Annotated in this window: 25 protein-coding genes; 22 read left to right on the top strand and 3 right to left on the bottom strand. The window is 70.4% G+C overall.

The genetic code is table 11. The features are described from left to right. Nucleotides 1–107 precede the first annotated feature (107 nt). From TTY48_RS21495 to recN, 6 genes are read left to right on the top strand one after another with little or no spacing between them, the layout of a single operon-like run. Nucleotides 108–1,388, top strand: coding sequence for a hypothetical protein (locus TTY48_RS21495; protein WP_220658617.1), 1,281 nt, complete (start codon nt 108–110; stop codon nt 1,386–1,388). Beyond that, nucleotides 1,385–2,335: an HAD-IIA family hydrolase gene (locus TTY48_RS15770; RefSeq protein ID WP_220658618.1), complete on the top strand. Its 951-nt coding sequence runs from the start codon at nt 1,385–1,387 to the stop codon at nt 2,333–2,335. The genes TTY48_RS21495 and TTY48_RS15770 overlap by 4 nt, the downstream gene beginning before the upstream one ends. A 10-nt stretch (nt 2,336–2,345) precedes the next feature. After that, nucleotides 2,346–2,579, top strand: a complete 234-nt coding sequence (locus TTY48_RS15775; protein ID WP_220658619.1) for a hypothetical protein — start codon at nt 2,346–2,348, stop codon at nt 2,577–2,579. Nucleotides 2,580–2,581: 2 nt separating this feature from the next. Further along, nucleotides 2,582–3,397: a TlyA family RNA methyltransferase gene (locus TTY48_RS15780; protein ID WP_220658620.1), complete on the top strand. Its 816-nt coding sequence runs from the start codon at nt 2,582–2,584 to the stop codon at nt 3,395–3,397. Further along, nucleotides 3,394–4,275 carry an NAD kinase gene (locus tag TTY48_RS15785; RefSeq protein ID WP_220658621.1) on the top strand — a complete coding sequence of 294 codons (882 nt, stop codon included), beginning with the start codon at nt 3,394–3,396 and terminating at the stop codon, nt 4,273–4,275. The genes TTY48_RS15780 and TTY48_RS15785 overlap by 4 nt, the downstream gene beginning before the upstream one ends. 3 nt (nt 4,276–4,278) lie before the next feature. Further along, the gene (recN, locus tag TTY48_RS15790; protein WP_220658622.1) at nt 4,279–6,051 is read left to right on the top strand and encodes a DNA repair protein RecN; all 1,773 of its coding nucleotides are present in this window, start codon (nt 4,279–4,281) and stop codon (nt 6,049–6,051) included. Nucleotides 6,052–6,383: 332 nt separating this feature from the next. Here recN and TTY48_RS15795 read toward each other — a convergent pair whose 3' ends face one another. After that, a complete protein-coding gene (locus TTY48_RS15795; RefSeq protein WP_220658623.1) occupies nt 6,384–7,952 on the bottom strand; it encodes a hypothetical protein in 1,569 nt (522 codons plus the stop codon). A gap of 384 nt (nt 7,953–8,336) precedes the next feature. Here TTY48_RS15795 and steA point away from each other — a divergent pair, with 384 nt between their 5' ends. The 12 genes from steA to TTY48_RS15855 all read left to right on the top strand — a co-directional run bounded on the left by steA (nt 8,337) and on the right by TTY48_RS15855 (nt 21,067). Then, the gene (gene steA, locus TTY48_RS15800; protein WP_220658624.1) at nt 8,337–9,527 is read left to right on the top strand and encodes a putative cytokinetic ring protein SteA; all 1,191 of its coding nucleotides are present in this window, start codon (nt 8,337–8,339) and stop codon (nt 9,525–9,527) included. Further along, nucleotides 9,528–10,448 (top strand): copper transporter, encoded by a 921-nt coding sequence (locus tag TTY48_RS15805; RefSeq protein ID WP_220658625.1) that lies wholly within the window; start codon nt 9,528–9,530, stop codon nt 10,446–10,448. A gap of 64 nt (nt 10,449–10,512) precedes the next feature. Next, nucleotides 10,513–12,273 (top strand): CTP synthase, encoded by a 1,761-nt coding sequence (locus tag TTY48_RS15810; protein WP_220658626.1) that lies wholly within the window; start codon nt 10,513–10,515, stop codon nt 12,271–12,273. Further along, the gene (locus TTY48_RS15815) at nt 12,266–12,913 is read left to right on the top strand and encodes an NUDIX hydrolase (RefSeq protein ID WP_220658627.1); all 648 of its coding nucleotides are present in this window, start codon (nt 12,266–12,268) and stop codon (nt 12,911–12,913) included. The genes TTY48_RS15810 and TTY48_RS15815 overlap by 8 nt, the downstream gene beginning before the upstream one ends. A gap of 40 nt (nt 12,914–12,953) precedes the next feature. After that, the gene (gene xerD, locus TTY48_RS15820) at nt 12,954–13,892 is read left to right on the top strand and encodes a site-specific tyrosine recombinase XerD (RefSeq protein ID WP_255585774.1); all 939 of its coding nucleotides are present in this window, start codon (nt 12,954–12,956) and stop codon (nt 13,890–13,892) included. 217 nt (nt 13,893–14,109) lie between these two features. Further along, entirely contained in the window at nt 14,110–14,997 is an 888-nt protein-coding gene (locus TTY48_RS15825) for a ParA family protein (protein WP_374758740.1), read from the top strand. Then, nucleotides 14,994–15,887: a ScpA family protein gene (locus tag TTY48_RS15830; protein WP_220658629.1), complete on the top strand. Its 894-nt coding sequence runs from the start codon at nt 14,994–14,996 to the stop codon at nt 15,885–15,887. Before TTY48_RS15825 ends, TTY48_RS15830 begins: the two co-directional genes overlap by 4 nt. Next, the gene (gene scpB, locus TTY48_RS15835; protein ID WP_255585775.1) at nt 15,884–16,615 is read left to right on the top strand and encodes an SMC-Scp complex subunit ScpB; all 732 of its coding nucleotides are present in this window, start codon (nt 15,884–15,886) and stop codon (nt 16,613–16,615) included. Before TTY48_RS15830 ends, scpB begins: the two co-directional genes overlap by 4 nt. 46 nt (nt 16,616–16,661) lie before the next feature. Next, nucleotides 16,662–17,609 carry a pseudouridine synthase gene (locus tag TTY48_RS15840; RefSeq protein ID WP_220658630.1) on the top strand — a complete coding sequence of 316 codons (948 nt, stop codon included), beginning with the start codon at nt 16,662–16,664 and terminating at the stop codon, nt 17,607–17,609. A gap of 5 nt (nt 17,610–17,614) precedes the next feature. Next, nucleotides 17,615–18,298 carry a (d)CMP kinase gene (gene cmk / locus TTY48_RS15845; RefSeq protein ID WP_344185549.1) on the top strand — a complete coding sequence of 228 codons (684 nt, stop codon included), beginning with the start codon at nt 17,615–17,617 and terminating at the stop codon, nt 18,296–18,298. Further along, a complete protein-coding gene (der, locus tag TTY48_RS15850) occupies nt 18,295–19,743 on the top strand; it encodes a ribosome biogenesis GTPase Der (RefSeq protein ID WP_220658632.1) in 1,449 nt (482 codons plus the stop codon). The genes cmk and der overlap by 4 nt, the downstream gene beginning before the upstream one ends. Further along, nucleotides 19,730–21,067 carry an MFS transporter gene (locus tag TTY48_RS15855; RefSeq protein WP_220658633.1) on the top strand — a complete coding sequence of 446 codons (1,338 nt, stop codon included), beginning with the start codon at nt 19,730–19,732 and terminating at the stop codon, nt 21,065–21,067. The genes der and TTY48_RS15855 overlap by 14 nt, the downstream gene beginning before the upstream one ends. Before the next feature lie 7 nt (nt 21,068–21,074). Here the strand turns inward: TTY48_RS15855 and TTY48_RS15860 are convergent, their stop codons facing one another. Both TTY48_RS15860 and TTY48_RS15865 read right to left on the bottom strand, forming a co-directional pair. After that, the gene (locus tag TTY48_RS15860) at nt 21,075–22,163 is read right to left on the bottom strand and encodes an MlaD family protein (protein ID WP_220658634.1); all 1,089 of its coding nucleotides are present in this window, start codon (nt 22,161–22,163) and stop codon (nt 21,075–21,077) included. Between the two features lie 114 nt (nt 22,164–22,277). Further along, nucleotides 22,278–23,054, bottom strand: a complete 777-nt coding sequence (locus TTY48_RS15865) for a siderophore-interacting protein (protein WP_220658635.1) — start codon at nt 23,052–23,054, stop codon at nt 22,278–22,280. A gap of 157 nt (nt 23,055–23,211) precedes the next feature. On the opposite strand from TTY48_RS15865, the gene TTY48_RS15870 reads away from it, so the two are divergent. The 4 genes from TTY48_RS15870 (at nt 23,212) to TTY48_RS15885 (ending at nt 26,730) form a co-directional block, all read left to right on the top strand. Next, a complete protein-coding gene (locus TTY48_RS15870) occupies nt 23,212–24,588 on the top strand; it encodes a DUF2252 domain-containing protein (RefSeq protein WP_220658636.1) in 1,377 nt (458 codons plus the stop codon). A gap of 86 nt (nt 24,589–24,674) precedes the next feature. Next, complete coding sequence (locus tag TTY48_RS15875; RefSeq protein ID WP_220658637.1) at nt 24,675–25,226, top strand: hypothetical protein; 552 nt, start codon at nt 24,675–24,677, stop codon at nt 25,224–25,226. Then, the gene (locus tag TTY48_RS15880; RefSeq protein ID WP_220658638.1) at nt 25,177–25,974 is read left to right on the top strand and encodes a DUF1684 domain-containing protein; all 798 of its coding nucleotides are present in this window, start codon (nt 25,177–25,179) and stop codon (nt 25,972–25,974) included. Before TTY48_RS15875 ends, TTY48_RS15880 begins: the two co-directional genes overlap by 50 nt. A 21-nt stretch (nt 25,975–25,995) precedes the next feature. Then, nucleotides 25,996–26,730 carry a tyrosine-protein phosphatase gene (locus TTY48_RS15885; RefSeq protein ID WP_220658639.1) on the top strand — a complete coding sequence of 245 codons (735 nt, stop codon included), beginning with the start codon at nt 25,996–25,998 and terminating at the stop codon, nt 26,728–26,730.

Below are 26,730 nucleotides of genomic sequence, written 5' to 3' on the forward strand. Positions count from 1 at the left end.
TGGGGATCGTGTCGAGCACAGAGTGCTCCACACCCCAGGGGCTTTCGCCGTTGGAAGTACAGTGATGGGGAGAAGTCGCCTCCAGGGTGACGGGAAGCGGGTGGAACGTGGCAGCTGAGTCGGGTCGTGACGGCGAGGAACGCCGGCAGCGCGCAGGGTTCGTGAACCCTGCCGACCGCGGACGAGGCGGCGATGCGTCACGGGGCGGCGAGAAGCCTCGGTCCACCGGTAACCGCCCCACCGGCGACCGGTCCAGCGCGGACCGCAACGGCGGTTTCCGTGGTCGCGATGACAACCGTGGCGGGCCGCGTGGCTCGGACAACCGTCGCGACGGCGACCGTCGCAGCGGGCCGCGCCGCGATGACAACCGCAGCGGGGGATTCCGCGGCCGGGACGACAACCGCTCCGGAGGCGGAAACTCGGGTGGCGGCTACAAGGGCCGTGACGATAACCGGTCCGGCGGTGGCTACAAGGGCCGTGATGACAATCGCTCCGGCGGATTCCGCGGCCGTGACGATCGGCGTGACGGCGGACGCCGGGGAGACGGCCCCGGCGGCGATCGCCGCGACTTCCGCTCCGGCGACAACCGCGACAACCGCGACAACCGCGGCGGCCCGAACAGCCGGAACGGTTCGCGTCCACAGAGTTCCAGCAATCGGGGCGGCCCGTTCAAGCCCCGCGACGACCGGCGTACGGACACCCGGCCGCGCACCAAGCCCGGCGAACCGTCGATCCCCAACGACGTCGACCCGAAGGAACTCGACGGCGCCATCCGTCGCGACCTGCTGAGCCTCGACAAGAACAACGCCGAGATCGTCTCGGGACACCTGGTGCAGGCCGGGCGGCTCCTCGAATCCGATCCCGCAGCGGCACTGGCACACGCACGTGCCGCCCGCGAACGCGCGGGCCGCATCGCCGCGGTCCGCGAGGCCTGCGGTATCGCCGCCTACATGAACGGCGAGTGGTCCGAGGCGCTCAGCGAGCTCCGCGCCGCGAAGCGCATGGGCGGCGCCATCAACCTGCTCCCGATGATCGCGGACAGCGAGCGCGGCCTCGGCCGCCCGGAGAAGGCGATCGAGACCGCCCGTGGCGAGGAAGCCGCCAAGCTGACCGGCGACGATCGCACCGAGCTGCGCATCGTCGAGGCCGGCGCCCGCATGGACATCGGCGACTACGACAAGGCCGTCGTCACCCTCCAGGCGGAGGATCTCGACCCCGCCCGCCGCGGTTTCCACGCCGCGCGCCTGTTCTACGCGTACGCCGAGGCGCTGCTGGCCGCGGACCGTCGGGCCGACGCCCTGACCTGGTTCCTCAACGCGGCCGCCGCCGACGAGGAGGAGTTCACCGACGCCGAGGACCGCGTCGCCGAGCTCTCCGACGAACTGTGACGGCGTCCCTCGTCGAGGCCTACGACCTGCTGCTCGTCGACCTCGACGGCACGGTCTACGCCGGACCGGTCGCCATACCCGGTGCCGCGGACGCCCTGCAGGGGCTGCCCGTCACCTACGTCACCAACAACGCCAGCCGCGCACCGTCGGACGTGGCCCAGCACCTGCGCGACCTCGGCTTCGCCGCCCCCGACGACTCCGTCGTGACCAGCGCCCAGGCCGGGGCCCGACTGCTGGCCTCGATCGTCCCCGCCGGTACCCCGACGCTGGTCGTGGGAGCGCCCGCGCTGCGGGCCGAGGTGATCAACCGAGGGCTCGTCCCCGTGGAGACCGCCGAGGAGGCCCGGGCCGTGGTCCAGGGGCACAACCCCGAGACCGGCTGGGCGCGACTGTCGGAGGCCGCCCTCGCCATCCGTGCGGGCGCCACCTGGGTGGCCACCAACACCGACGCCACTCTGCCCACCGAACGCGGCCTGATGGTCGGCAACGGCTCCATGGTGGCCGCCGTCGCCAACGCGACCGGTGCGGTGCCGCAGGTCGCGGGCAAGCCCGGGACCCCGATCCTCGCCGATGCCGTCGCCGAGGCCGGCGCCGCAGCCCCGCTCGTGGTGGGGGACCGGCTCGACACCGACGTCGAGGGCGGCAACGCCCTGGGCGCCGCCACCTACCTCGTGCTCACGGGCGTCAACGACGTGGCCGATGTGATCGCCGCCCCAGACATCCACCAGCCCACCTACATCGCCGACACTCTCGCCGGACTGCACGCCCCGCGCGAACGATCGCTACCGGGACCGCGGCCCGGCTGGTCCGCCGTCGTCGACGGTGACCGGCTGACCGTGACCGGCGCCCCGGACGCCGACCCCGCCGACGCGAAGTACGTGGCGGTCGCCGCGGCACGCGAGCTGCCCGCGGACCGTCGGGCGGGCCTCGAGCTCGTCGTCCGCTAGCGTGGAGCCGATGAATCCGGAACAGTACGGCGACGCACCCAGCGACGCCAGTGATCCCGCAGTGGTTCGCACCGCCGTGGAGGACCTGATGCACCGGGTCGATGCGCTGGAGGACGCCCCCGTCGAGGACCTCGGCACCGTGGCCGGAGTCGGCGAACTCGCCACCCTCGGACGGCAGGCCGCCCTGTTCGAGCAGGCGCACCAGCTCCTCGTGGACGCCCTGGACAGCGTGGAGCGAGCCTGACCATGGCCCGCAGAGTGCGGCTCGACGCCGAACTGGTCCGCCGCGGCATGGCCCGCTCCCGCGAACACGCCCGCGAACTCATCGAGGCCGGACGGGTCACCGTCAACAAGCAGGTGGCGCGCAAGGCCGCCAACCAGATCGACCCCGCCGACCCCGTGCACGTCACGGCCGTCGCCGGCGAGATCGACTGGGCCTCGCGCGGCGCCCACAAACTCATCGGCGCCCTCGACGCCTTCCCTGAGGTCAGCGTGACCGGACGCCGCTGCCTCGACGCCGGAGCCTCCACCGGCGGCTTCACCGACGTGCTGCTGCACCGCGGCGCGGAACGGGTGTACGCCGTCGACGTGGGCTACGGCGAACTCGTCTGGCGCCTGCGCGACGACCCCCGCGTCACCGTCATGGACCGCACCAACGTGCGCACCCTCGAACCCCAGGCGCTCGACGGCCCCGTCGACCTCGTGGTCGGCGATCTCTCCTTCATCTCGCTCGGCCTCGTCCTACCCGCAATGGCCGCCTGCAGCGCCGTGGGCGCCGATCTGCTGCCCATGATCAAACCGCAGTTCGAGGTGGGCAAGGGCAACGTCGGATCCGGCGGCGTGGTCCGGGAACCAGAACTCCGCGCGAGCGCCGTGCTCGGCGTGGCCCGGGCCGCCGCCGAACAGGGCCTGCAGACCCGCGGCGTCACCTACAGCCCGCTTCCCGGGCCGTCGGGCAACGTCGAGTACTTTCTCTGGTTGCGTCGCGAGGAGGGGCCGGTGACGCTCCCCGCCGACGTCGACGACATGATCGCAACAGCCGTGGCGGAAGGGCCCCAATGAGCGAAGAGCGCACGTTCCTCGTAGTGGTGCACACGCTCCGCAAGGACGTGGACCGCACCGTCGAACAGATCCGGGGGCGTCTCGACGAGGCGGGCGTCCGGATGAAGCTCGAGAGCGATGTGAGCGACGCCCCGGACGACGCGGCCTTCGGCTGCGAGGTCGTGGTGGTGCTCGGCGGCGACGGCGGCTTCCTCCGCGGCGCCGAACTGGCCCGCCGCGCCGGCGTCCCCATCGTCGGGATCAACCTGGGCCACGTGGGTTTCCTCGCCGAGAGCGAGATGGACAGCGTGGCGTCCACGATCGACGATCTGCTGGCCCGCCGGTACACGGTGCAACCGCGGATGACCCTCGACGTCGAGATCCACGACGGCACCGACCTGATCTCCCAGGGCTGGGCCCTCAACGAGGTCTCCGTCGAGAACCGTTCACGGCAGGGCCTTCTCGAACTCGTCACCGAGGTCGACGACCGCCCCGTCTCCCGGTTCGCCTGCGACGGTGTCCTGGTGGCCACCCCCACCGGCTCGACCGCGTACGCCTTCTCGGCCGGCGGCCCCGTGATGTGGCCCGACCTGGAGGCACTGCTCATCGTGCCGAGCAACGCCCACGCCCTGTTCGCGCGCCCCATGGTGACCAGCCCGCGCTCGACCATCGCGATCGAGGTCGAGGGCAGCCGGCACGAGGCGATCGCCTTCTGCGACGGCCGCCGCACCCTGGAGGTGCCCGAGCGCGGACGCGTCGAGATCCGCCGCGGCGCGGAGCCCGTCCGGTTCATCAAGCTGGGCGCGGCGCCGTTCACCGACCGGTTGGTGCACAAGTTCGAACTGCCGATCACCGGGTGGCGGGGACGCGGCGACGGCACCACGGGAAGCGGGGGATAGCGCATGCTCGAAGAGATCCGGATCGACTCGCTCGGCGTGATCGAGCAGGCGGCCGCCGAGTTCGCCGAGGGCCTCACCGTGCTCACCGGCGAGACCGGCGCCGGTAAGACGATGGTGGTCACCAGCCTGCACCTGCTGGCCGGTGCGCGCGCCGATCCCGGCCGCATCCGCGCCGGCGCCGAGAAGGCCGTCGTCGAGGGCAGGTTCTCCCTGGCCGGGGCGAGCTCGGCGGACCAGGTCCGCGAGGTGGTCGACGGTGCCGGGGGCGAGCTCGACGACGATGCGGTGATCGCGGTGCGCAGCGTGGCCTCCGACGGCCGCTCCCGCGCCTACCTCGGCGGCCGCAGCGTGCCCGTCGGCACCCTGGCCGAGTTCGCCGGGCCCCTGCTCACGGTGCACGGTCAGAACGACCAGCTCCGGCTGCTGCGCCCGGAGCGGCAGCGCGACCTGCTCGACGCCTTCGCCGGTGCGCCCGCGCTCAAGGCGCTGGCGAAGTACCAGTCCCTCCGCGAGGAGTGGCTGGCCGCGCGCGCCGAACTGGCCGACCGCACCACCCGCTCCCGCGAGCTGGCGCTGGAACAGGATCACCTCACCGCCGCGCTCGCCGAGATCGACGGCGCCGAACCGCTTCCCGGAGAAGACGTCGAGACCGTAGCCAAGATCAAGCGACTGTCTGACCTGGACTCGCTGCGCGAGGCGGCCGACACCTCCTACGCCGCCCTCACCGGATCCGGCTACGGGTCCGACGGCGAGGGCTCGGGATCGGTCCTCGATCTGCTGGGGACCGTGCGCGCCGCGCTGTCGGGGTCCGACGACGCCGCACTGCGCGGACTGTCCGAACGCGTCGAGGAGGCCGCCACCGTCGCGGGCGATGTGGCGAACGAGCTCGGCGCCTACCTCTCGGACCTGCCCAGCGACCCGTCGGAGCTGGAGCACCTGCTGCTGCGCCAGTCCGAGCTCAAGACGCTGACCCGCAAGTACGCGCCCGATATCGACGGTGTGCTCGCCTGGGCCGACGAGGCCCGCGAACGGCTGGCCGGAATCGACACCTCCGCCGAGGGACTCGCGGCACTGCAGGGCCGCGTCACCGAATTGGAGACCGGGCTGGTCGCGGCGGCGGCCGCGCTCACCGCCGCCCGGGTGAAGGCCGCCGGGACGCTGGGCAAGAAGGTGACCGGCGAGCTCCGCAAGCTCGCGATGGGTGGGGCGTCGATCACCGTCGACGTGGCACCCGATCCCGACGAGTCCGGCATCGTCGTCGACGGTGCGCCGCGTCGCGCCGGCGCGCACGGCACCGACGCCGTCGAGTTCCGGCTCGTGGCGCACGACGGCGCGAACCCGCTGCCGATCGGGAAATCCGCATCGGGCGGCGAACTCTCGCGCGTGATGCTCGCGCTCGAAGTGGTGCTCGCCGCCACCGAGCAGGGCCTCACCATGGTCTTCGACGAGGTCGACGCCGGGGTCGGTGGCAAGGCCGCGGTGGAGATCGGCCGGCGACTCGCCGCGCTCGCGCAGCGCCACCAGGTGATCGTGGTGACCCACCTGCCGCAGGTGGCCGCCTTCGCCGACACTCACCTCACGGTGGGCAAGCAGACCGCGAAGAAGTCGGTGACCTCCACACTCACCGCGCTCAGCCGGGAGGAGCGGATCGCCGAGCTGGCGCGGATGCTCGCCGGCCTCGGTGATTCGGATACCGGTCGCGCGCACGCCGAGGAACTGCTCGAAGCCGCCGAGTCCGACAAGATCGCCCAGACCGGCAACCACAAGGGGGAGTAGCTCCCCGTCGTCATGCCGGCGCGATCCCGTCGAGGGCCACCAGCGACGCGTGCACCGCGCGATCGTTGGATGTCCACGCCAGGACGTCGAGCGCGGTGTCGATCAGCTTGATGGCGTGTTCATCGCCGTGCGCGACCGCGCGATCGATCAGTTCGTCGGCTGCCGTCGGCGGGGCGATCGCGTCGTGAGGTACCTCGTAGACCGATCAGACCTATGCCCCACCAGTGCCAGCCGAGCAGCCCGACGATCTGTGTCCACCAGGATCGCCGACGGTCAGCTCATGGGCATCACGGCGCGTGGATGTGGTTGTCTATAGCTCTGTGGTGGTCCGCTTAAGCGCAGTCCATCCGGCGCAGCAAGATGGGGCCGGAGTCGCGGTCGGCGTAGATCAGCTCGGCGGCCCTGTTCGGCTGTGTGGTGAGCTGACGCGCGGTATTGGTGTCGGCGGCGGCGTCATCGGTGAGCAGTTTGAGGATCCGCACGAGGCGGTGGGGGCCATCGCCGTCGTAGCCGACGCAGAACTCATCAGTTTCGCCTGCCGGGACCGGCCAGGCGGTGCCATTGTCATCGGTGAAGAACGCGAGCACCGACCTCTCACCGGTAGTGATTTCGGCATTCACCAGGCCGCCGTGTGCCTCCGAGGCGCGATCGCCGACGGTGTAGGTCAAGACCCCGGTGGTGCGGTCCTCGACTGCCCAGACATCGGCCGACAGCGGGTCGACGAGGTGGGCACGGTCGGCGCTACCGCCGATCTGGGCTGAGCGGGCGATTGTGAACCCCAACTCGTTGGTTCGAGCTCCCGCGGGCACCAGGCGTGAGCGCCAGCGCTGTGCGTGGGCGTTGCCGGTGAGCTCGTCTGGCGTGAGGACGCGAATGTGCTCGGCGACCCCCGTAGCGACTCCTCCGGCTAGGAGCGCAAGCAAATCTTCGCCGTCGAGGTCACTGACGGACAGATGCGCGAGGGCGGTGAGATCCTCACGGGTCGGGCGGGTTGGAGGTTGCGCGGGGCGCTCGGGGGCGACTGCAGCGCTGGTGACAGAGCTGGCGAGCCGGATCAACGTCCAGGGGATGCGCGTGTACCGCCATCGGTCGATCAGGAGCTGCAGGGTGTGTGCCGCGGCAGGGTCGGTCCCGGCATCGTCGCGCAGCCGCTCAGCGGAACGGATAGGACCGGCGTCCCACCCTGCGGGCTTCAGCTCGATCGGCGGCAACCCGGGGCGCCAATGACGCATGGCTGCGGCGGAACGGAGCTGCACGGGCCACCACGGCAGGTCGAAGTCCGGTATGACGTCGACGAGGTCGGTCCAGCCCGCGGTCCAAGCGCCGCTGTTATCTAGGACTGTGATGTACGGCGCTGCCGTACCGTGGCCAGCCGGGTAGAAATCGTTGCTCGGCAGCACGATCGCGGTGTCGTCGGGTGCATAGCCGCGCATTGCCTCGCGGGCACGGTCTAGCTCCATGAGAGCGGGCAGTGTCCCCGGCGGGTCGAGGCGATAGGTCAGGGCGATCGAGGGGCCGGCGTCGTTCGGGTTGATTAGGTACGCGAACCACGTGATCGCCCGGCCGCGGTCATCGTCGACCGAACGCAGTGTGAATGATGTTGTGAGCGTGGGGGGAGCGAACCGTCGACGTGGGTGCAGGCGCGGCACTGGCCGTGGCCGGCGTCGAAGGTCGCTCGTGAGGCCAAGTTGGTAGTTGTAGATCTCGCTCGCGAGGTAGCTGGCAGTGGGGCCACTTGCAGCGCCAGATGTTGGTTCAGGGAAGTCAGGATGGCGGCGCCGAGCGGTGGCGACGGAGGCCGGGGTGATGCCGAGTTGGACGGCGGTCTCGGTGACGCCGAGCTCCAGGTACTTGGACCAGTGCTGCATCGTTTGCTGCGTCCGGCTGCTGGGAGGGTTCATGCCGTGAGCGTAGCATCTATTTATCTATCTAGATGTAACTGACGTAGATAGGATAGATAACACCAGGTCCAATCGGCTTTTGATCGCCGTGTCGGGAGGCCTATCCTCGTCGGGTTCGTTGATGGCGTCGCCATGTTTGGCCGTCGTCCGACGTCGGCGTGTCCGCTCCGACTGCGACCCTGACGAGGATGTTGCACCTCCGCAACAGAGGGAATCGAATAGGAGCGCAGTTGGTCAGGATGCGGCGCTCGATACCGGCGGGGTGCACGGTGTCCGCGCGGTGAGGACCCACGCGGTGCGGCTGCGGCGCAAGTTGTTCAAAGTTTTTGGTGTTGTCGGCGTGCCTCACGTGATTCATGTGACTGGCGGGGCACAATATCAGCCATGAAGCTCACTGGTCTGCTGTCCCGGAACACGTCGAACCTGCCCGGCGTCGTGGGCACCGCACGAGTCGACAAGGACACCACCCGGCTCCTTCGTCGCATCGGGCCCGGCGACGTGGTCGTGTGTGACGAGCTCGATCTCGATCGCACCACTGCCGATCTCATGGTGGAGGCGGGCGTCGCCGCCGTCGTGAACGCCTCCCCGTTCATCTCCGGCCGCTACCCGAATCTGGGGCCCGAGGTGCTGGCCGCCGCCGGCATCGAGCTGGTCGACGACGCCGGCAAAGAGGTCTTCTCCCGGATCAAGGACGGCGCGAAGGTACGCGTGCACGAGGGTGTCGTCTACGCGGGCGAGCGCGAGCTGGCCGAGGGTGAGGAACTCACCGACAGCGCCGTCACGTCCCGCATGCTGGCCGCCCGTTCGGGCCTGGTCGACCACCTGGAGGCCTTCGCGGGCAACACCATCGAGTTCATCCGCGTCGAGTCGCCGCTGCTGATCGACGGCGTCGGCATCCCGGACGTCGAGGTCAACCTCAACGACCGGCACGTGCTCGTCGTGGCCGACGGTCCGGACCACGTCGAGGACCTCAAGCGCCTCAAGCCCTTCATCAAGGAGTACGCGCCGGTGCTGATCGGCGTGAACCGCGGCGCCGACGCCCTCGTCAAGGCCGGCTACCGGCCCGACCTCATCGTCGGTGACCCCGAGGTGATCACCACCAACACGCTCCGCTCGGGCGCGCAGGTGGTCCTGCCCGCCGCCCCGGACGGCCACGCCCCCGGCCTGGAGCGCATCCAGGACCTCGGCATCGGCGCCATGACCTTCCCGGCGTCCGGCTCGGCCGCCGATCTGGCACTGATCATCGCCGACCACCACGGCGCCTCGCTGATCGTCTCGGTCGGACACTCCGCCTCGCTGGAGGAGTTCTTCGACGCCGGCCGCCGCGAGTCGAACCCGTCCACCTTCCTCACCCGCGTCAAGGTGGGCACCAAGCTGGTCGACGGTAAGGCCGTCTCCACGCTGTACCGCAGCCGCGGGCACGGTGGCGCGGTGGCGCTGTTCATCCTCGCCGCGCTGGTGGCCGTGGTCGCCGCGGTGCTCGTCTCCAATCAGGGCACCGACCTGCTGCAGTGGGTCATCGACCAGTGGAACCACTTCGCGCTCTGGGTTCAGGGCAAGTTCCGGGCACTGTAAGTGCCCGGCCGCTCGCGCCGCCTCCGGACTCCCGGCGCTCGTCGTCCGGCGCTGTTCTGGGCGTCGGTGCTGATCGCGTTCGCCGTGGGCATCGCCCTGGGCGGCGGCGTCCTGTCGCGGTTCACCGCCGACGGTGACATCCGTGACCTCCGCTCCCAGGTCCAGGACCTGGAGCAGCGCAACGACACCCTCGACGCGCGGGCGCGTGCGGGCGACGGCTTCGCCGATGCCGCGGCACCCGGCGCGCTCGGCCGTTCCCTCGCGGGCTTCCCGGTGCTGCTCGTCGTGGCCCCCGATGCCGACGGCGGCGACATCACCCAGATCAATCGCCGCGTCACGCAGGCCGGCGGCACCGTCGCGGGCACCGTCCGGCTGACCGACGCGCTGTACGCCGACGATCAGTCCGAGCGGCTGCGCGGCACCGTCGACAACGCCGCTCCCGTGGGAGTGACGCTCGACGCGGGCCAGGTCGACCCCCGCGCCCGCGCCGGCGACCTGATCGGTTCGGTCCTCCTGGGCAAGGGCGCCGCGCCCGCGGTCTCGCAAGGCGGCACTGATGCGCTCGTCACACTTCGCCAGGCGGGTTTCCTCGCCTTCGACGGCCCGACGGTGCCCGGCGCGCGCGCCGCGATCGTGGTGACGGGCGGCGCGGTGGCGGCCGATCACGCCGCGCAGGGGCAGGGCATCGGGCGCCTCGCTGCGGGGCTGTCCCGCCACGGCGACGGATCAGTGCTGGTCGGACGCACCGGATCGGCCTCGGGTTCGGGTCCGATCGTGGTGGTGCGGCAGGACCAGGCGCTCGCTGCGCGACTCGCCACCGTCGACGATGTGGACACCACCGTGGGGCAGGTTTCCACCGCGCTGGCGCTGAGTCAGGCGACGCGCGGAGAAGTACGCGCGTACGGTGCCGGCGTCCGCTGACGACAGTGATACTCTGAAGTCCCGTAACTGAAGCAGGTTTATCCGCTCGAATACGGGAGTCTCGTTGCCTTCTCCTCGGCCCCACGCTCGTGTAGCCACCAAGCACATCTTCGTCTCCGGGGGCGTTGCGTCCTCGCTGGGTAAGGGCCTCACGGCCTCGAGCCTGGGACAGCTTCTCACCGCGCGCGGCCTGCGCGTGACGATGCAGAAGCTCGATCCCTATCTCAATGTCGACCCCGGCACGATGAACCCGTTCCAGCACGGTGAGGTCTTCGTCACCGAGGACGGCGCAGAGACCGACCTCGACGTCGGCCACTACGAGCGGTTCCTCGACCGCGACCTGTCCGGTCGTGCCAACGTGACCACCGGCCAGGTGTACTCCACCGTGATCGCCAAGGAGCGGCGCGGCGAGTACCTCGGTGACACCGTCCAGGTGATCCCGCACATCACCGACGAGATCAAGGCCCGCATCCTCGCGATGCAGGCCCCCGACGAGCAGGGCCACGCGCCCGACGTCGTGATCACCGAGATCGGCGGCACCGTCGGCGACATCGAGTCGCAGCCCTTCCTCGAGGCCGCCCGTCAGGTGCGCCACGACGTGGGCCGCGACAACGTCTTCTTCCTGCACGTCTCGCTGGTCCCGTACCTCGCCGCCTCCGGCGAGCTCAAGACCAAGCCCACCCAGCACTCGGTGGCCGCGCTCCGCAGCATCGGCATCACGCCCGATGCGCTGGTGCTGCGCTGCGACCGCGAGGTGCCCGAGGGCCAGCGCAACAAGATCGCGCTCATGTGCGACGTCGAGGTCGAGGGCGTCATCTCCTGCCCCGACGCCTCGTCGATCTACGACGTGCCCAAGGTGCTGCACGGCAACCAGCTCGACGCCTACGTGGTGCGCAAGCTCGGCCTGCCCTTCCGCGATGTCGACTGGAGCGTGTGGGGCGATCTGCTCAAGCGCGTCCACGAGCCGCGTGAGACGGTGCGGATCGCCCTGGTGGGCAAGTACATCGACCTGCCCGACGCCTACCTCTCGGTGACCGAGGCGCTGCGCGCCGGCGGTTTCGCGAACTGGGCCAAGGTGCAGATCACCTGGGTGCCGTCCGACGACTGCGAGACCGAGGCCGGTGCGGCCGCGGCGCTGCGCGACATCGACGGCATCCTGATCCCCGGCGGTTTCGGCATCCGCGGCATCGAGGGCAAGGTCGGTGCCATCCGGTACGCCCGCAAGCGCGGCCTTCCGCTGCTGGGCCTGTGCCTGGGCCTGCAGTGCATCGTGATCGAGGCGGCCCGCTCGGCCGGGCTCGAGGGCGCCAGCTCCGCCGAGTTCGAGCCCGACGCGCAGTACCCGGTGATCTCGACGATGGCCGATCAGGAGCAGGCCGTGGCGGGCGAAGCCGATCTGGGCGGCACCATGCGCCTCGGCGCCTACCCGGCCGTCCTGGAGCGGGGCTCGATCATCGCCGGCGCCTACGGCGCGACCGAGGTCTCCGAGCGGCACCGTCACCGGTTCGAGGTGAACAACACCTACCGCGACAAGATCGCCGAGTCGGGCCTGAAGTTCTCGGGCGTCTCGCCCGACGGGCACCTCGTGGAGTTCGTCGAGTACCCGAAGGAGGTGCACCCGTTCCTCGTCGGCACGCAGGCGCACCCCGAGCTCAAGTCGCGCCCCACCCGCCCGCATCCGCTGTTCGCCGCGTTCATCGCCGCCGCGCTGAAGTACAAGGCCGAGGAGGAGCTCCCGGTGGACGTGCACCGCGAGGCCGCCAAGGCCGATGCCAGCGCCCCGGCCGAGGACGAGACCGCCGACGAGGGCACCGTCGATGCCTGACCAGCTGCACGCCTTCGAGGCGGTCGCCTCGGAGAAGGTGTACGAGGGGCCGATCTTCGCGGTCCGGCGGGACGAGGTGACGATGCCCGGCGGCGGCACCGCGATGCGCGACGTGGTCGAGCACGACGGTGCGGTGGCCGTGGTCGCGATGAACGACGACGGTGCGATCGCGATGGTCAATCAGTACCGGCACCCGATGGGGCGCCGGCTGCTGGAGATCCCCGCCGGCCTGCTCGATCATTCCGGCGAGGAGGAGCCCGTGGCCGCCGCGCAGCGCGAGCTGGCGGAGGAGACCGCGCTCGGTGCGCGGGAGTGGCACGTGCTGGTCGATCTGGCACCGTCGCCCGGGTTCACCGACGAGATGGTGCGGGTCTTCCTCGCGACCGATCTGCGGTACTGCGAGATGGCCGAGCAGGAGGACGAGGAGCTCGACATGACCGTCGAGTGGGTCCCGATGCCCGACGCCGTCCGGATGGTGCTGTCGGGCGAGATCGTCAACTCCACCTCGGTGAGCGCGATCCTCGCGGCCACCATGGTGACCGACGACGACACCCCGCTGCGGTGCGCCGATGCTCCGTGGCCGGGCCGTCCCACCGCGCTCGCCGCGCGCAAGGGCCGCCCGGTGGAAGCCGAGCAGTAGGACGGTGGCGGCGGGCGCGCGCGTGAAGACGGGCGGGGCTGTGAACTCCCCGCTCGACGATGCCTTGCGCGCCTACCTCGACCACCTCACCGTGGAGCGCGGTGCGGCCGCGAACACGCTGAGCAGTTACCGCCGCGATCTCGACCGGTATCGCGAGTACCTGGCAGCGCTCGGCGTCGATGATCTCGCGGCGGTGACATCGGGCCAGGTCAGTGGTTTCCTGGTCGCGATGCGGGAGGGGAGCGATGGCCGTCCTCCGCTCGCCGCGAGTTCCGCGGCGCGGTCGCTCATCGCGGTCCGCGGGCTGCACCGGTTCGCCGCCGCCGAGGGACTGACCGCGTCCGACGTGGCCCGCGAGGTGCGTCCGCCCGCCCCGGCGAAGCGGCTGCCGAAGGCCTTGCCCGTGGATACGGTGATCGCGCTCCTGGAGGCCGCCGGGGGAGACGGCGAGTCCGACACTCCGTCGCGGCTGCGCGACCGGGCGCTGCTGGAGCTGCTGTACTCGTGCGGCGCTCGCATCTCTGAGGTGACGGCGCTCGATGTGGACGATATCGACGCGCAGTCGCGGTCCGTGGTGCTGCTCGGCAAGGGCGGCAAGCAACGAGTGGTGCCGATCGGCCGGCCCGCCCTCGCCGCGATCGACGCGTACCTCGTGCGGGGCAGGCCGTCGTTGGTGAAGCGGTCGAATCCCGCTCTGTTCCTCAACGTGCGGGGCGGTCGGTTGTCCCGGCAGTCGGCGTGGCAGGTGCTCGCGACCGCCGCCGAGCGCGCCGGGATCGACACCGCCACCACCCACGTCTCCCCGCACACCCTGCGGCACTCCTTCGCCACGCATCTGCTCGAAGGCGGAGCGGACGTGCGGGTGGTGCAGGAGCTGCTGGGGCACGCGTCGGTGACCACGACGCAGGTGTACACCTTGGTGACGGTCCAGGCGCTGCGTGAGGTGTACGCCCAGGCGCATCCCCGCGCCGTGCGCTGAGCCGTAGGGCGGACCGTCGGGTATGCAGATCGTGCGTGACGCCCGGAAGGCACGACCACCGCTCCGGCCTTCACCCCGCGGCGGGACCGTAGACTGGATCGTCGTCGACCGACGCGAGCGCGCCGCTGCGCTCGTCGGCACGACGAGCGCACTAGGGTGTGAGGGAACGTAAGGAGGTGGGCTAGTGGCGGCAGCGCCGGACGCGGAGCACCCGGGCCTGGACCTGGGCGAGCTGCAGCACCACCCCGCAGCACGGGACCCGCACGACGAGAGCCTCGACGCCACCGGGCGACCCAAGGTCGAATTCCCTGAACCCACCCCGAAAACCACGCACGGCCCCGCCCGGGTGATCGCGGTCTGCAACCAGAAGGGCGGCGTGGGTAAGACCACGACCACCATCAACCTCGGTGCCTCGCTGGCGGCCTACGGGCGCCGCGTGCTGCTCGTCGACCTCGATCCGCAGGGCGCGCTCTCCGCCGGACTCGGCGTGGCCCACCACGAGCTCGAACTCACGGTGCACAACCTGCTGATGGAGTCGCGCGTCTCCGCGGACGACGTGCTCCTGCGCACCCGCGTCGAGGGTCTCGACCTGCTGCCCTCCAACATCGACCTCTCCGCCGCCGAGATCCAGCTGGTCAACGAGGTCGGCCGCGAACAGACCCTGGGCCGGGCCCTGTACCCGGTCCTCGACCGCTACGACTACATCCTGATCGACTGCCAGCCCAGCCTCGGCCTGCTCACCGTGAACGCCCTGGCCTGCGCCGATCAGGTGCTGATCCCGATGGAATGCGAGTTCTTCGCGCTCCGCGGTCTCGCTCTGCTCACCGACACCGTCGACAAGGTGCGCGATCGCCTCAACCCGCGGCTCGACCTCGCGGGCATCGTGGTCACCATGTTCGACGCCCGCACCCTGCACTCGCGCGACGTGATGGCCCGCGTGGTCGAGGTCTTCGGCGACGCCGTCTACCACTCGGTGATCTCGCGCACCGTGCGCTTCCCGGAGACCTCCGTCGCCGGTGAACCCATCACGTCCTGGGCGCCGAAGTCGTCGGGCGCGAACGCCTACCGCGCACTCGCGCGCGAGGTCATCGCGCAGGAGAAGTGACCGAGACCGCGGCCCCCGAGCCGATCGAGGCCGTCGCACCCCTCGACCCGCCCACACCGGCGGAGGCCTCGGAGGCGGTCGAGGCACCGTCGGGCTTCCAGGTGCACCTGGCCAACTTCGAGGGCCCGTTCGACCTGCTGCTGCAGCTGATCGGCGCGCACCGCATGGACGTCACCGAGGTGGCGCTGCACGTGGTGACCGACGAATTCATCGCGTACACCAAGGAACTCGGCGCCGCGGCCGACCTCGACGCCACCACCGAATTCCTCGTGGTCGCGGCCACCCTGCTCGACCTCAAGGCCGCGCGGCTGCTCCCGGCGGGCGAGGTCGAAGACGATGAAGACCTCGCGCTGCTCGAAGCACGCGACCTGCTGTTCGCGCGGCTGCTGCAGTACCGCGCGTACAAGCAGGTCGCCGAGCTCATGGCGCAGCTCGAAGCGAAGGCGAACCGTCGCTACCCGCGGGCCGTGGGACTGGAACAGCGGTACGAGCAGCTCGTGCCGCCGGTGCAGCTCGGCGTGAATCCGGAGCAGTTCGCGCTGGTCGCGGCGGCGGCGTTCACGCCGAAGGAGAAGCCCACGGTGGGCCTCGGGCACCTGCACGTGCCGAAGGTCTCGGTGCCCGAACAGGCCAAACTCATCGCCGCGCGCCTGCGGGAACGGCCCGGCCACTGGTCCGGATTCGCGGAGATCGTCTCGGACTGCGACTCCGGTATCGCCGTGATCGCGCGCTTCCTCGCACTGCTGGAGCTGTACCGCGAGCGCGCCGTCCTGTTCGATCAGCCGGAGGCCCTGGGCGAGCTCAAGGTGCGCTGGTCGGGGGAGAAGGACGAGGTGGCGGTGCGCGCCGACGACGAATACGACGAGGCGCCCCCGGAGGAGGACGAGTGACCGACGAACACCCCACGACCGAGGACGACACCCCCGCGGAAGCCGCGCCCGCTGCGGCGCCGACCGACGACCACGGCGCACCGGAAGACGACGGTTTCGCGCTGGTCGAGGGCATGGAACCGGACGAACTACGGTCCTCGCTCGAAGCGCTGCTCCTGGTGATCGACGCGCCGGCATCGGCCGAATCGCTCGGCGTGGCGCTGGAGGAACCCGAGGAGCGGATCACCGCCGACCTGCGGGCCTGGGCCGCCGAGCTGACCGAGCGGCGCTCCGGGATGGAGCTGCGCGAATCCGCCGAGGGATGGCGGCTCTACAGCCGGGCCGAGTACGCGCCCTACGTCGAACGCCTGCTGCTCGACGGCGTGCGCTCCAAGCTCACCCGCGCCGCGCTGGAGACCCTCGCCGTGATCGCCTACAAGCAGCCCGTGAGCCGGTCCCAGGTGAGCGCGATCCGCGGCGTGAACGTCGACGGCGTGATGCGCACGCTCGCGGCCCGCGGTCTGATCGGCGAGGTGGGCAGTGATGCGGGTGCCACGACCTACGCCACGACGGAACTGTTCCTGGAGCGACTGGGCCTCACCTCCCTCGACGAGCTGCCGCCGCTGGCGCCGCTGTTGCCCGAGGTGGACGTGATCGAGGACCTCAGCACCACCCTCGACGACGAGCCGCGATTCGCGAAACTCGGCCGCAAGAGCAGCGACGTGATCGGCTTCGATCCGGACGCCTGAGCGTCGAGTACCGAAATCCCGCGCGTCCTGCGACAATGGATCGATCATGAACAGACCCGCTCGCCGTGATGGCACACCGGACCGATCCTCCTCGAACGACAAACGCAAGACGGCGCCCCGCCAGGGGCCGCGGCGCAGCCCCTCGGAGGCGCCCCCGCGGAACAACACCCCCAAGCTCTCCAATGCGAAACCCGCCCGCACGCAGAACGTTCCCGTGCGCGATCCGGACGATCGCGCACCGTCGAACCCCGGCGGCGACGGCGAGAAGATCCGGCTCCAGAAGGTGCTCGCCCAGGCCGGTGTGGCCTCGCGGCGCGTCGCCGAGGAGATGATCGCCGACGGCCGCGTCGAGGTCGACGGCGAGATCGTCACGGAGCAGGGCCTGCGGGTCGACCCGTCGGTGGCCGTGGTCCGCGTGGACGGTGTCCGCGTGGTGGTCAACGAGAGCCTGGTGCACCTCGCCCTCAACAAGCCCCGCGGCTGGCACTCGACGATGAGCGACGACATGGGCCGCCCCTGCGTGGGTGACATCGTGGCCGAGCGCGTGGCCGCCGGACAGCGGCTGTTCCACGTCGGCCGGCTCGACGCCGACACCGAGGGCCTGCTGCTGGTCACCAACGACGGCGAACTCGCGCACCGGCTGATGCACCCGTCGTACGAGGTCCCCAAGACGTACCTGGCCTGGGTGAACGGCGAGGTGCAGCGCAACCTCGGTAAGAAGCTGCGCGACGGCGTGGAGCTGGAGGACGGCCCCGCCAAGGTGGACCGGTTCTCGGTGCTGGAGGCGTCCGAGGGCAAGTCGATGGTGCGGATCGTGCTGCACGAGGGCCGCAAGCACATCGTGCGCCGCCTGCTGGCCGAAGTGGGCCACCCGGTGCAGCGCCTGGTGCGCACGCACGTGGGCACCGTGGCCCTCGGCGATCAGCGGCCGGGCTCGCTGCGCGTGCTCGGGCGCGACGAGGTGGAGTCGTTGTACAAGGCGGTGGGAATGTGAGTGGCATGACTCTGGTGATCGCGATGGACGGCCCCTCGGGTACCGGCAAGTCGACGGTGGCCCGTCGCCTCGCCGAGAGCCTCGGGGCGCGCTATCTGGACACCGGCGCGATGTACCGTGCCGCCACCGTGTGGGTGCTCGACCGCGAGGTCGCGCTCGACGATCCCGCGGCGATCGCCGCGGCGACCGACGATCTGCCCCTGGCGATGGGCTGCGACCCGCTGGGCGAGCAGGTGGAGCTGGACGGTGAATCGGTGACCCGGAGGATCCGGGAGGACGACGTGACCGCCGCCGTGTCCGCCGTTTCCGCGGTCCCGGCGCTGCGTGAGCAGTTGGTGGCCTATCAGCGCGCGGTGGCCGAGGACGACGAGACACCGATCGTGGTGGAGGGGCGCGACATCGGCACCGTCGTCTTCCCCGATGCGCCGCTCAAGGTGTACTTGACCGCCTCCGCGGAGGCCCGCGCCGGACGGCGCCACAAGCAGAACATCGAGCTGGGACTGCCCAGCGATTACGACGCGGTGCTCGCGTCCGTACAGCGCCGCGACGGCCTGGACTCGACGCGGAAGGTCTCGCCCCTGCGGCCCGCAGACGATGCGGTCATCGTGGATTCGTCGGACCTCACGCTCGAGGAGACCGTCGCCGCGGTGGCGGAGCTGGCCGCGCGACTGGAGGAGAGTGTGCGATGAGTGACGAACTGGAATTCGCGCCCGTCACCGAAGACGGTGTGTGGGAGGACGAGTCCGACTTCGACGGCTACGGAGACGAGTTCGGGGGCGAGTTCGGCGACCTCGAAGCGGAGGCCGCGGAGGCCACCGCCAAGCTGCCGACGGTGGCCATCGTCGGCCGTCCGAACGTGGGCAAGTCGACCCTGGTGAACCGCATCCTCGGCCGCCGCGAGGCGGTCGTGGAGGACATCCCCGGCGTGACCCGCGACCGGATCAGCTACGAGGCCAACTGGGCCGGGCGCCGGTTCCTGGTGCAGGACACCGGTGGCTGGGAGCCCGACGCGAAGGGCATGCAGCAGTCGGTCGCGCAGCAGGCGGAGATCGCCATGCGCACCGCCGACGCCATCGTGGTGGTGGTCGACGCGACCGTGGGCGCCACCACCACCGACGAGGCCGTGGCGCGCGTCCTGCGCCGCTCGAAGGCCCCGGTCATCCTGGCGGCCAACAAGGTCGACGATCAGCGCGCCGAATCCGAGGCCGCCACGCTGTGGAGCCTGGGACTCGGTGAACCGCACACCATCTCGGCGGTGCACGGCCGCGGCACCGGCGATCTGCTCGACGTGATCCTGGAGAAGCTGCCGGAGACGCCCCGCGAGGGCACCGGCGGACTCGGCCCCCGGCGCGTGGCACTGGTCGGAAAGCCCAACGTGGGCAAGAGCTCCCTGCTCAACAAGCTGACCGGCGAGCAGCGCTCAGTGGTGGACAACGTGGCGGGCACCACCGTCGATCCGGTGGACTCGCTCGTCGAGCTCGGCGGCAAGACCTGGAAGTTCATCGACACCGCCGGCCTGCGCAAGAAGGTCAATCAGGCCAACGGGCACGAGTTCTACGCCTCGCTGCGCACCAAGGGCGCCATCGAGGCGGCCGAGGTCGCGATCGTGCTGATCGACGCCTCGCAGCCCATCACCGAACAGGACCTGCGGGTGCTGTCGATGGTGGTGGAATCCGGTCGCGCACTGGTGATCGCCTACAACAAGTGGGACCTGGTCGATGAGGACCGCCGGTACCAGCTCGAGAAGGAGATCGATCGCGAGCTGGTGCAGCTGCCGTGGGCGCAGCGGGTGAACATCTCCGCGCAGACCGGTCGCGCCCTGCAGAAGCTGGTGCCCGCGATCGACACCGCGCTCGAGTCCTGGGACAAGCGCATCCCCACCGGCCGGTTGAACAACTGGCTGCGTGATGTGATGGCCGCGACGCCGCCGCCGCTGCGCGGGGGGAAGCTGCCGAAGGTGCTGTTCGCCACCCAGGCCGGCACTCGCCCGCCCACCTTCGTGCTGTTCACCACCGGCTTCCTGGAGGCGGGCTACCGCCGCTTCCTGGAGCGGAAGCTGCGGGAGGAGTTCGGCTTCGAGGGTTCGCCCGTCCGCGTCAACGTGCGCGTGCGGGAGAAGCGTGCCCGCAAGTAGTCCGGCACCGTCGGACGCCGACGGGCAGGTCGCGCCGCCGCGCAGTCGGCTCCTGGCGTGGTGCTCCTGGGATTGGGGGAGCGCGTCCTTCAACGTCGTGATCGTCACCTTCGTCTTCTCGGTGTACCTGACCGACTCGGTGGGGAAGAACCTGCCCGGATCGATTCCGGCCACCGCCTACCTCTCCGGAGCGCTGGCGACGGCCGGGGTCCTGGTGGCGGTCCTCGCGCCGGTGCTGGGACAGCGCTCGGACGAGGCCGGCCGCCGCAGGTTCTCGCTCGCGGTGTGGAGCGCCCTGCTGTTCCTCACCATGCTGGGCTGCTTCTTCGTGCGCGACGACTACCAGTACCTGTGGCTCGGTCTCCTGCTGCTGGCCACGGGCACCGTCTTCTTCGAGCTCGCGAACGTGCCCTACTACGCGATGCTGCGGCAGGTCTCGACGCCCGCGACGATCGGCCGGGTCTCCGGTATCGGCTGGGCGTCGGGCTATTTCGGCGGCATCGTGATCCTGTTGGTGTGCTACCTGGGGTTCATCTCCGGCGAGGGCGACACCCGCGGATTCCTCGGGCTGAGCACCGAGGGCGGGATGAACATCCGGCTCGTCGCGTTGTTCGCCGCGCTGTGGTTCGGGATCTTCGCCCTGCCGGTGCTGTTCGCGGTGCCGGAGGTGCCGCGCGATCCCGCCGCACCGGCCCGCCGCGGACTCGTCGACAGCTACCGGGCGTTGTTCGCGTCCGTCGCGCAGCTGTGGCGCGCGGATCGCAACGCCGTGTACTTCCTCATCGCCAGCGCCGTCTTCCGTGACGGCCTCACCGCCACGTTCAGCTTCGGTGCCGTGCTCGCGGTGAGCGTCTACGGCATGTCCGCGTCCACGGTGCTGCTGTTCGGCGTGGCCGCGAACGTCTTCGCCGCGATCGGCGCACTGGTGGCCGGTAGGTTCGACGATTCCGTGGGCCCGAAGGCGGTGATCGTGGTCTCGCTGGTGGGCATGATCATCGCCGGGATCGTGCTGCTGTTCGTCTCCGGGACGACGATGTTCTGGATCTTCGGACTCATGCTCACCGTCTTCGTGGGCCCCGCCCAGTCGTCCGCACGCAGCCTCCTGGCCCGGATGGCGACCCCGGGCCACGAGGGCCAGATGTTCGGGCTCTACCAGACCACCGGCCGTGCGGCGTCGTTCCTCGCCCCGGCCCTGTTCACCCTCTTCGTGGCGGCCTTCGGCACCGACCGGGCGGGCATCGCCGCCATCGTGCTGGTCCTCGCTCTGGGCCTCGCGATGCTCCTGCCGGTCACACCCTCCCGGGACCGCGCCCTGACCGCCTGACTCGCGGCTAGGGCTTCGGCCGGGCCGCCGGCTTGTCGCCCGGCTTGGCAGCGGGGCTGGCGGTCGCCTCGGGCGGTAGGGCCGCGCTGACGGCGGGGTAGTAGACCTGCAGGCGCAGGTTCAGCGTCGGGCCGTTCGGGCCGTCGGGCATCGCTCTGCGGACGTTGTCGAGCAACTGGCCGAACTGGATTCCGACCCCGCTGGCGCTGCCGTTCGGGAAGGCGTTGAGGATCGGCTGCATCAGGCTCACGCCGGCCGGCGTCAGGGTGCGCAGCGCGTCCAGCGCCTCGGGTGTGAGGATCCGCTGGAGTCCGGCGAGCAGGCCGGTGCGCTCGTCGTTGATGCCCTGATCGAGCATCGGCTTGATCTTCTGGCTGTTGCCGTTGTGCAGCAGCGGGAGCTTCGACTGGATCTGGAAACCGGGAAGCATCGCCGCCACCGCGGAATCCGCGGACTGGATCGTCTCGGTGATCAGCGGGAAGGTCGCGGCCGTACTCAGCTTCTGCGTGTCGCTGATCGCCTGCGTCACGCTGCCCAGCGCCGTGAACAGGGGCAGCATCGCCTTCGAGGAGGCGTCGAAGTTCAGCAGCAGCTGACTCATGTTGGGGCGCAGCGCATCGTCGTTGACGTCGCCGATCGTGGTGATCATGTTCGAGACCGTGTTGTCGCTGATCGGCTTCGTGGGAGCGATCACCGCCCCGCTCGCCAGCGGCCCGCCGCCGTCGTGCGGGGTCAGGACGACCTCGGAGACGCCGAACAGGTTGCCCGCGGAGAACGCGGCCTCCACGTTGTTGGTCAGGCTGCGGCCCTGCGGACCGTCGAGCGAGAGGGTGACCCCCTGCTGGCCGTTGCCGAGCCGCTCGATCCCGCTGACGTTGCCCACCTCGACGCCCTGGATCCGGACCTTGGCGCCCTCCACGATTCCCGCCGCCACCACGGGGGTCCGCAGAGTCACCGAGAAGCGGTCGCGGGGCTTGTACTCGTTGTACGCCCACACCGTCAGCAGGATCACCGCGATCACCGCCACGACCGCGATTCCGCGCGTCCGCAGCTGCTTCGCGCTGGGGGCGAATCCCGGAACCGGTGCTAAGTCCACAGGTAGACAAATTATCCGCAAGTGTCTGAAATCCATGCTCTCGCGGGGTGTTTTGTGTTGACAATCACCAACCCGAGTTCGCTGTGACAGCGGACACGTCCGCGTTCGGCTCGGCTACTCGATCTGGCCGATGGGCTGGCGCTTCTCGGCCTGGAAGGCGTCCTCGGCGCGCCCGCGCGCCCAGTACCCGGAGATCGACAGCCGATCGCGCGGAATCTCGAGGTCGCGCAGCACTCGCCGGATCGCCTTGATCGATTCGCGCTCGCCGTGGGCGAAGACCTGTGCCGACGATCGATCGTCGGGCCATGCGGCCTCCCGCACCGCGCGCGCCAGGAAGTCGACGTCGGCGACGTCCGGGTTGTGCAGCCATCGCACCTCGACGCCCGACGGTGCCGTGAGGTCGAGGCGCTCGGCGTCGGCGGTCTCGATCAAGGCGACGCCGCGGGCGTCCGCGGGCATCGCCTCGAGCGCCGCGGCGATGGCCGGCACGGCGGAGAGATCGCCCGCGAGTAGGTGCCAGCCGGTGTCCGGGGCGGGGGAATAGGCGCCGCCCGGGCCCATGAGGACCAGGCGATCGCCGGACTGCGCGCGCTGGGCCCACGGCCCGGCGAGTCCCTCGTCGCCGTGCACCACGAAATCGATGGCGATGCGGCGCGCCGCACGATCGAAGGTGCGCACGGTGTAGGTGCGGGTGACCTCGCCGAAGAGGAGCTTGACGTAGCTGTCGGTGCTGGGAAGCCCGGGCAGCTCCGGATCGGCGAAACCGGCGAGGGCCTCACCCTCGGCGATCACGCGGACCAGGTGCTCGCTCAGCCGCTGAGTCTGCACCACGGTGAGCTCGTACTGCGGGCGCGGGCGGCGGGGCTTTGCGGTAGCGGGGTTTTCAGTCATAGTCACTCCCAAGTCGGTTTCGTGACCATGCTACCGAAAACAAGTAAGGCTCACCTATCTTCCGGTGTGGGGCTGCTCACGCCGGCGGCCGTATCGAGACAATTTGCGACACCAAAGCCCACTCTGTGGAGGTGGTGCGGGTCTAGCATTTTCCGGTATGACTGCGACATCGCCCAGTGGCAAGGAACTCCGCAAGAACGCACCGCGCTCCGCGCATGCCGACTTCGCGGCCGACGACCGTGACCCGGTCCGGATCATCCAGGAGCAGAACGAGACTCGCATCCAGGATCTGGTTCCCGTGCGGGTCTCCCGGATGTTGCACTCGCCCTTCTCCTTCTACCGCGGTGGCGCTGCGCTGATGGCGCACGATCTGTCGGGGACGCCGAGCATCGGTGCCCACGTGATGAGTTGCGGCGACGCCCACATCTCCAACTTCGGCCTCTTCGCATCGCCGGAGCGGCGACTGTTGTTCGACGTCAACGATTTCGACGAGGCCGCCTTCGCTCCGTGGGAGTGGGACGTCAAGCGGCTCGCCGCCAGCATCATGATCGCGGCCCGGGACAACAGCTACACCGATGCGCAGGGCACCGAGGCCGTCGTCAAGGCGGTCGGGGCCTATCGGACCCGGCTGCGCGAGCTGATGCAGATGGGCGCCGTGGACCGGTATTTCGTCTCGGTCGACGTCGACACCCTGACGGCCGCGGCCACCGAATCGGGCGATCAGTCGCTCAAGGACCTCATCGAGCAGACCGCGAAGAAGGCGCGCAAGCGCACCTCGGCGCGGATGGTGGAGAAGATCACCGCCACCAGCGAGTCCGGCGAACCGCAGATCGTCGCCCAGCCGCCCACCCTCGTGCCCGCCCCGGCGAACCTGGTGGCCGAGTTCGAGGGCGCGTTCACCAAGTACCTCGATTCGGTGCGCGCCGATGTGGCGGTGCTGCTGTCGCAGTTCACCGTGCTCGACTGGGCACTGCGGGTGGTGGGCGTGGGCAGCGTCGGAACCCGCTGCTTCATCGTCCTGCTCGGCCGCGATCTGCCCGAGGGCGGCCACGAGACGTTGTTCCTCCAGGTGAAGGAGGCCTCGCAGTCGGTGCTCGAGACCTACGGCAAGCTCGGGCCGCAGGTGATGCCGCCCCGCGTGCCCGCGAGCGGTGCGCAGGCCTTCCGGGTGGTCGTCGGTCAGCAGACGCTGCAGGCCCAGTCCGACCCGTTCCTCGGCTTCACCCCCACGATCAACGATCACGACTACTACTGGCGCCAGTTCCGCGACATGAAGGGCTCGGTGGTCACCGAGCTGCTCACCCTGGACCAGTTCGAGCGGTACGGCCAGGCCTGCGCCTCACTGCTCGCTCGCGCGCACTCCCAGTCGCCCGCGGCGCAGACCGCCGCCGAGTACCTGGGCAAGGGGCCGGAGTTCGACCAGGCCATCGGTTCCTTCGCGGTGGCCTACGCGGATCAGAACGAGAAGGACTACGCCGCAGCGCAGGCCGCGGTCAAGGCCGGGAAGCTGCCGTGCGCCGAGGACGGGGTCTGACCCCCGCGACAGTCTTAGCGCGACTTTGACGGTCGCGGCTCTTTCGTCGTGCCGCGCCCCGGCGTAGACCGGTAGACGTGACTCTGATGGAGGTACTTCCCTCGCTCGCCCGGGCCGGTGTGGCCCGCTCGTTCGACCCCACGATCTGGCCCGAGGGCACGGTCATGGACGGTGACGAGGTCCTGATAGCCGGCGCGCCCGCGCGCGGGCTGCTGGGCCGCGGACCGTCGTGCGACGGTGTGCTCGTGACCCGAGTGGGCCGCATGGTCCGTTCGGGCCCCGTGGTCCTGTGCGATATCGACGGGCCGATCCCGCCGCATCACACGCTGGCCGATGTCGCCTGGCCCGGCGTGCACCTGGCCGGTGCCCGCATGCGGCAGCTGTTGATCCGCGGCGCCGACGGTGCGCGCCTGGCCGGCCGCGTCGAGGTCCCGGCGGACGTGCCGCTCGACGCGCTGATCGTCTTGGCGCTGACCCCGCCCGCCGCCGACGCCGTGCCCGGATTGCGTTCGTGGTGCGCGGAATGCGATGAACCCGTTGGAGCGGTGCGTTGGACCGCTTGGACCAGTGACGACCCGAGGAGGAACCATGACGGCCACGGCGAACGTGTTCACCGACACCTGGAACGCTTGGCATAGCCGGCGCGAACGCGAGCTGGCGACGCCGCTGGGGTGGCTGGCCATCTCGCGGCTCGAGTGGCTCGACACCGAGCCGCAGCGGTTCGACGGGATCCCCGGCACCTGGCATCACGACGGGGTCGCCGCCTACGTGACCGCCGAGCCGGGCGACGACATCGATGTGGTCGGCACCCACCGATTCGTCAGTGGGGCAACCGCACCCGGCAGCCTGATCGGGGCGGGACGCACGCAGATCGAGGTGGCGCACCGCGGCGACGGGTACCTCATCCGCGTGCACGATCCGGAGGCGCCCGCGGTACGCGACTTCCGCGGGGTGCCCACCTACGAGCCCGACCCCGCCTGGGTGCTGACGGCCACCTTCGAGCCCTATCCCGAGCCGCGGGAGGTCACCGTGGGCGCGGTGGCCGAGGGGCTCGAGCACGTGTACGTCTCGCCCGGCGAGCTCGTGATCGAGCACGACGGCACGCGCACCCGGCTGGTGGCCTTCAACGGGAAGGTCGACGGCCTGTCGGTGCTGTTCACCGATGAGACCTCGGGCGTGAGCACCTACGCCGCCAACCGCAGTCTCGCGATCGAGGCCGCACCGTCGGTGCTGGCCACGGGCGGTGAGGTGGTGCTCGACTTCAACCGTGCGGTGAACCTGCCGTGCGCCTTCATCGACTTCGCCACCTGCCCGCTGCCGCCGGCCGGTAATCGCCTGCCCTTCGCGGTGACCGCGGGGGAGAAGATCCCGTACGAGCGCGCCTGACCGGTTCGCTACGCTCGGTGCGTGGACAACTTCCGCGATGTGGCGGGCCGTGCGGGATATGCGGCGAACGGTGGGCGGATGCGCGGCGGAATCCTGTTCCGGTCGAACGCGCTCGATGCCGAGTCGGTCGACGGCACCCGGTTGGGTGCGCTCGGACTGACGCGCATCTTCGACCTGCGGACCACGGCGGAGGTCACGCCGAAGCCCGATGTGGTGCTCGCCGGTGCCGAGTACGTGCGGTTCAACGTGATCGGGGACGAGCTCGATCTGGGTGCCCTGGACCCCGCCTCGCTGACGGATGCGGCGGGGGCACGTGACCTGCTCATCGACGTGAACCGGTTGTTCGTGCGCGACGCCTCCGCGCGGGCGGAGTTCGGTGGGCTGCTGCGGCGGATCGCCGACGACGGCGGCGCCCACGTCTTCCACTGCAGTGCCGGCAAGGATCGCACCGGCTGGGCGGCCGCGCTGGTGCAGAGCCTGGTGGGTGTCTCGCAGGACGATGTGATGGACGACTACCTCCTCACCAACGAGTACTCGGCCGCCACCATCGAGGCCATCGCGGCGAAGGCCACCGAGGCCAAGGGCAGCGGTGTCGGCGAGGCCGCCCGCGTTCTCGCCGGTGTCTTCCCGGAGGCGCTGGAGGCCGCGTTCGACGAGGCGGACAGCCGCTTCGGCGGGGTGGAGGGCTACGTGCGGGACGGGCTCGGGGTGGACGACGGCACCGTCGAGCGGCTCCGCGCCAAGCTGGTCGGCTGA

The organism is Tsukamurella sp. TY48 (assembly GCF_019656655.1).
GTDB lineage: Bacteria > Actinomycetota > Actinomycetes > Mycobacteriales > Mycobacteriaceae > Tsukamurella > Tsukamurella strandjordii.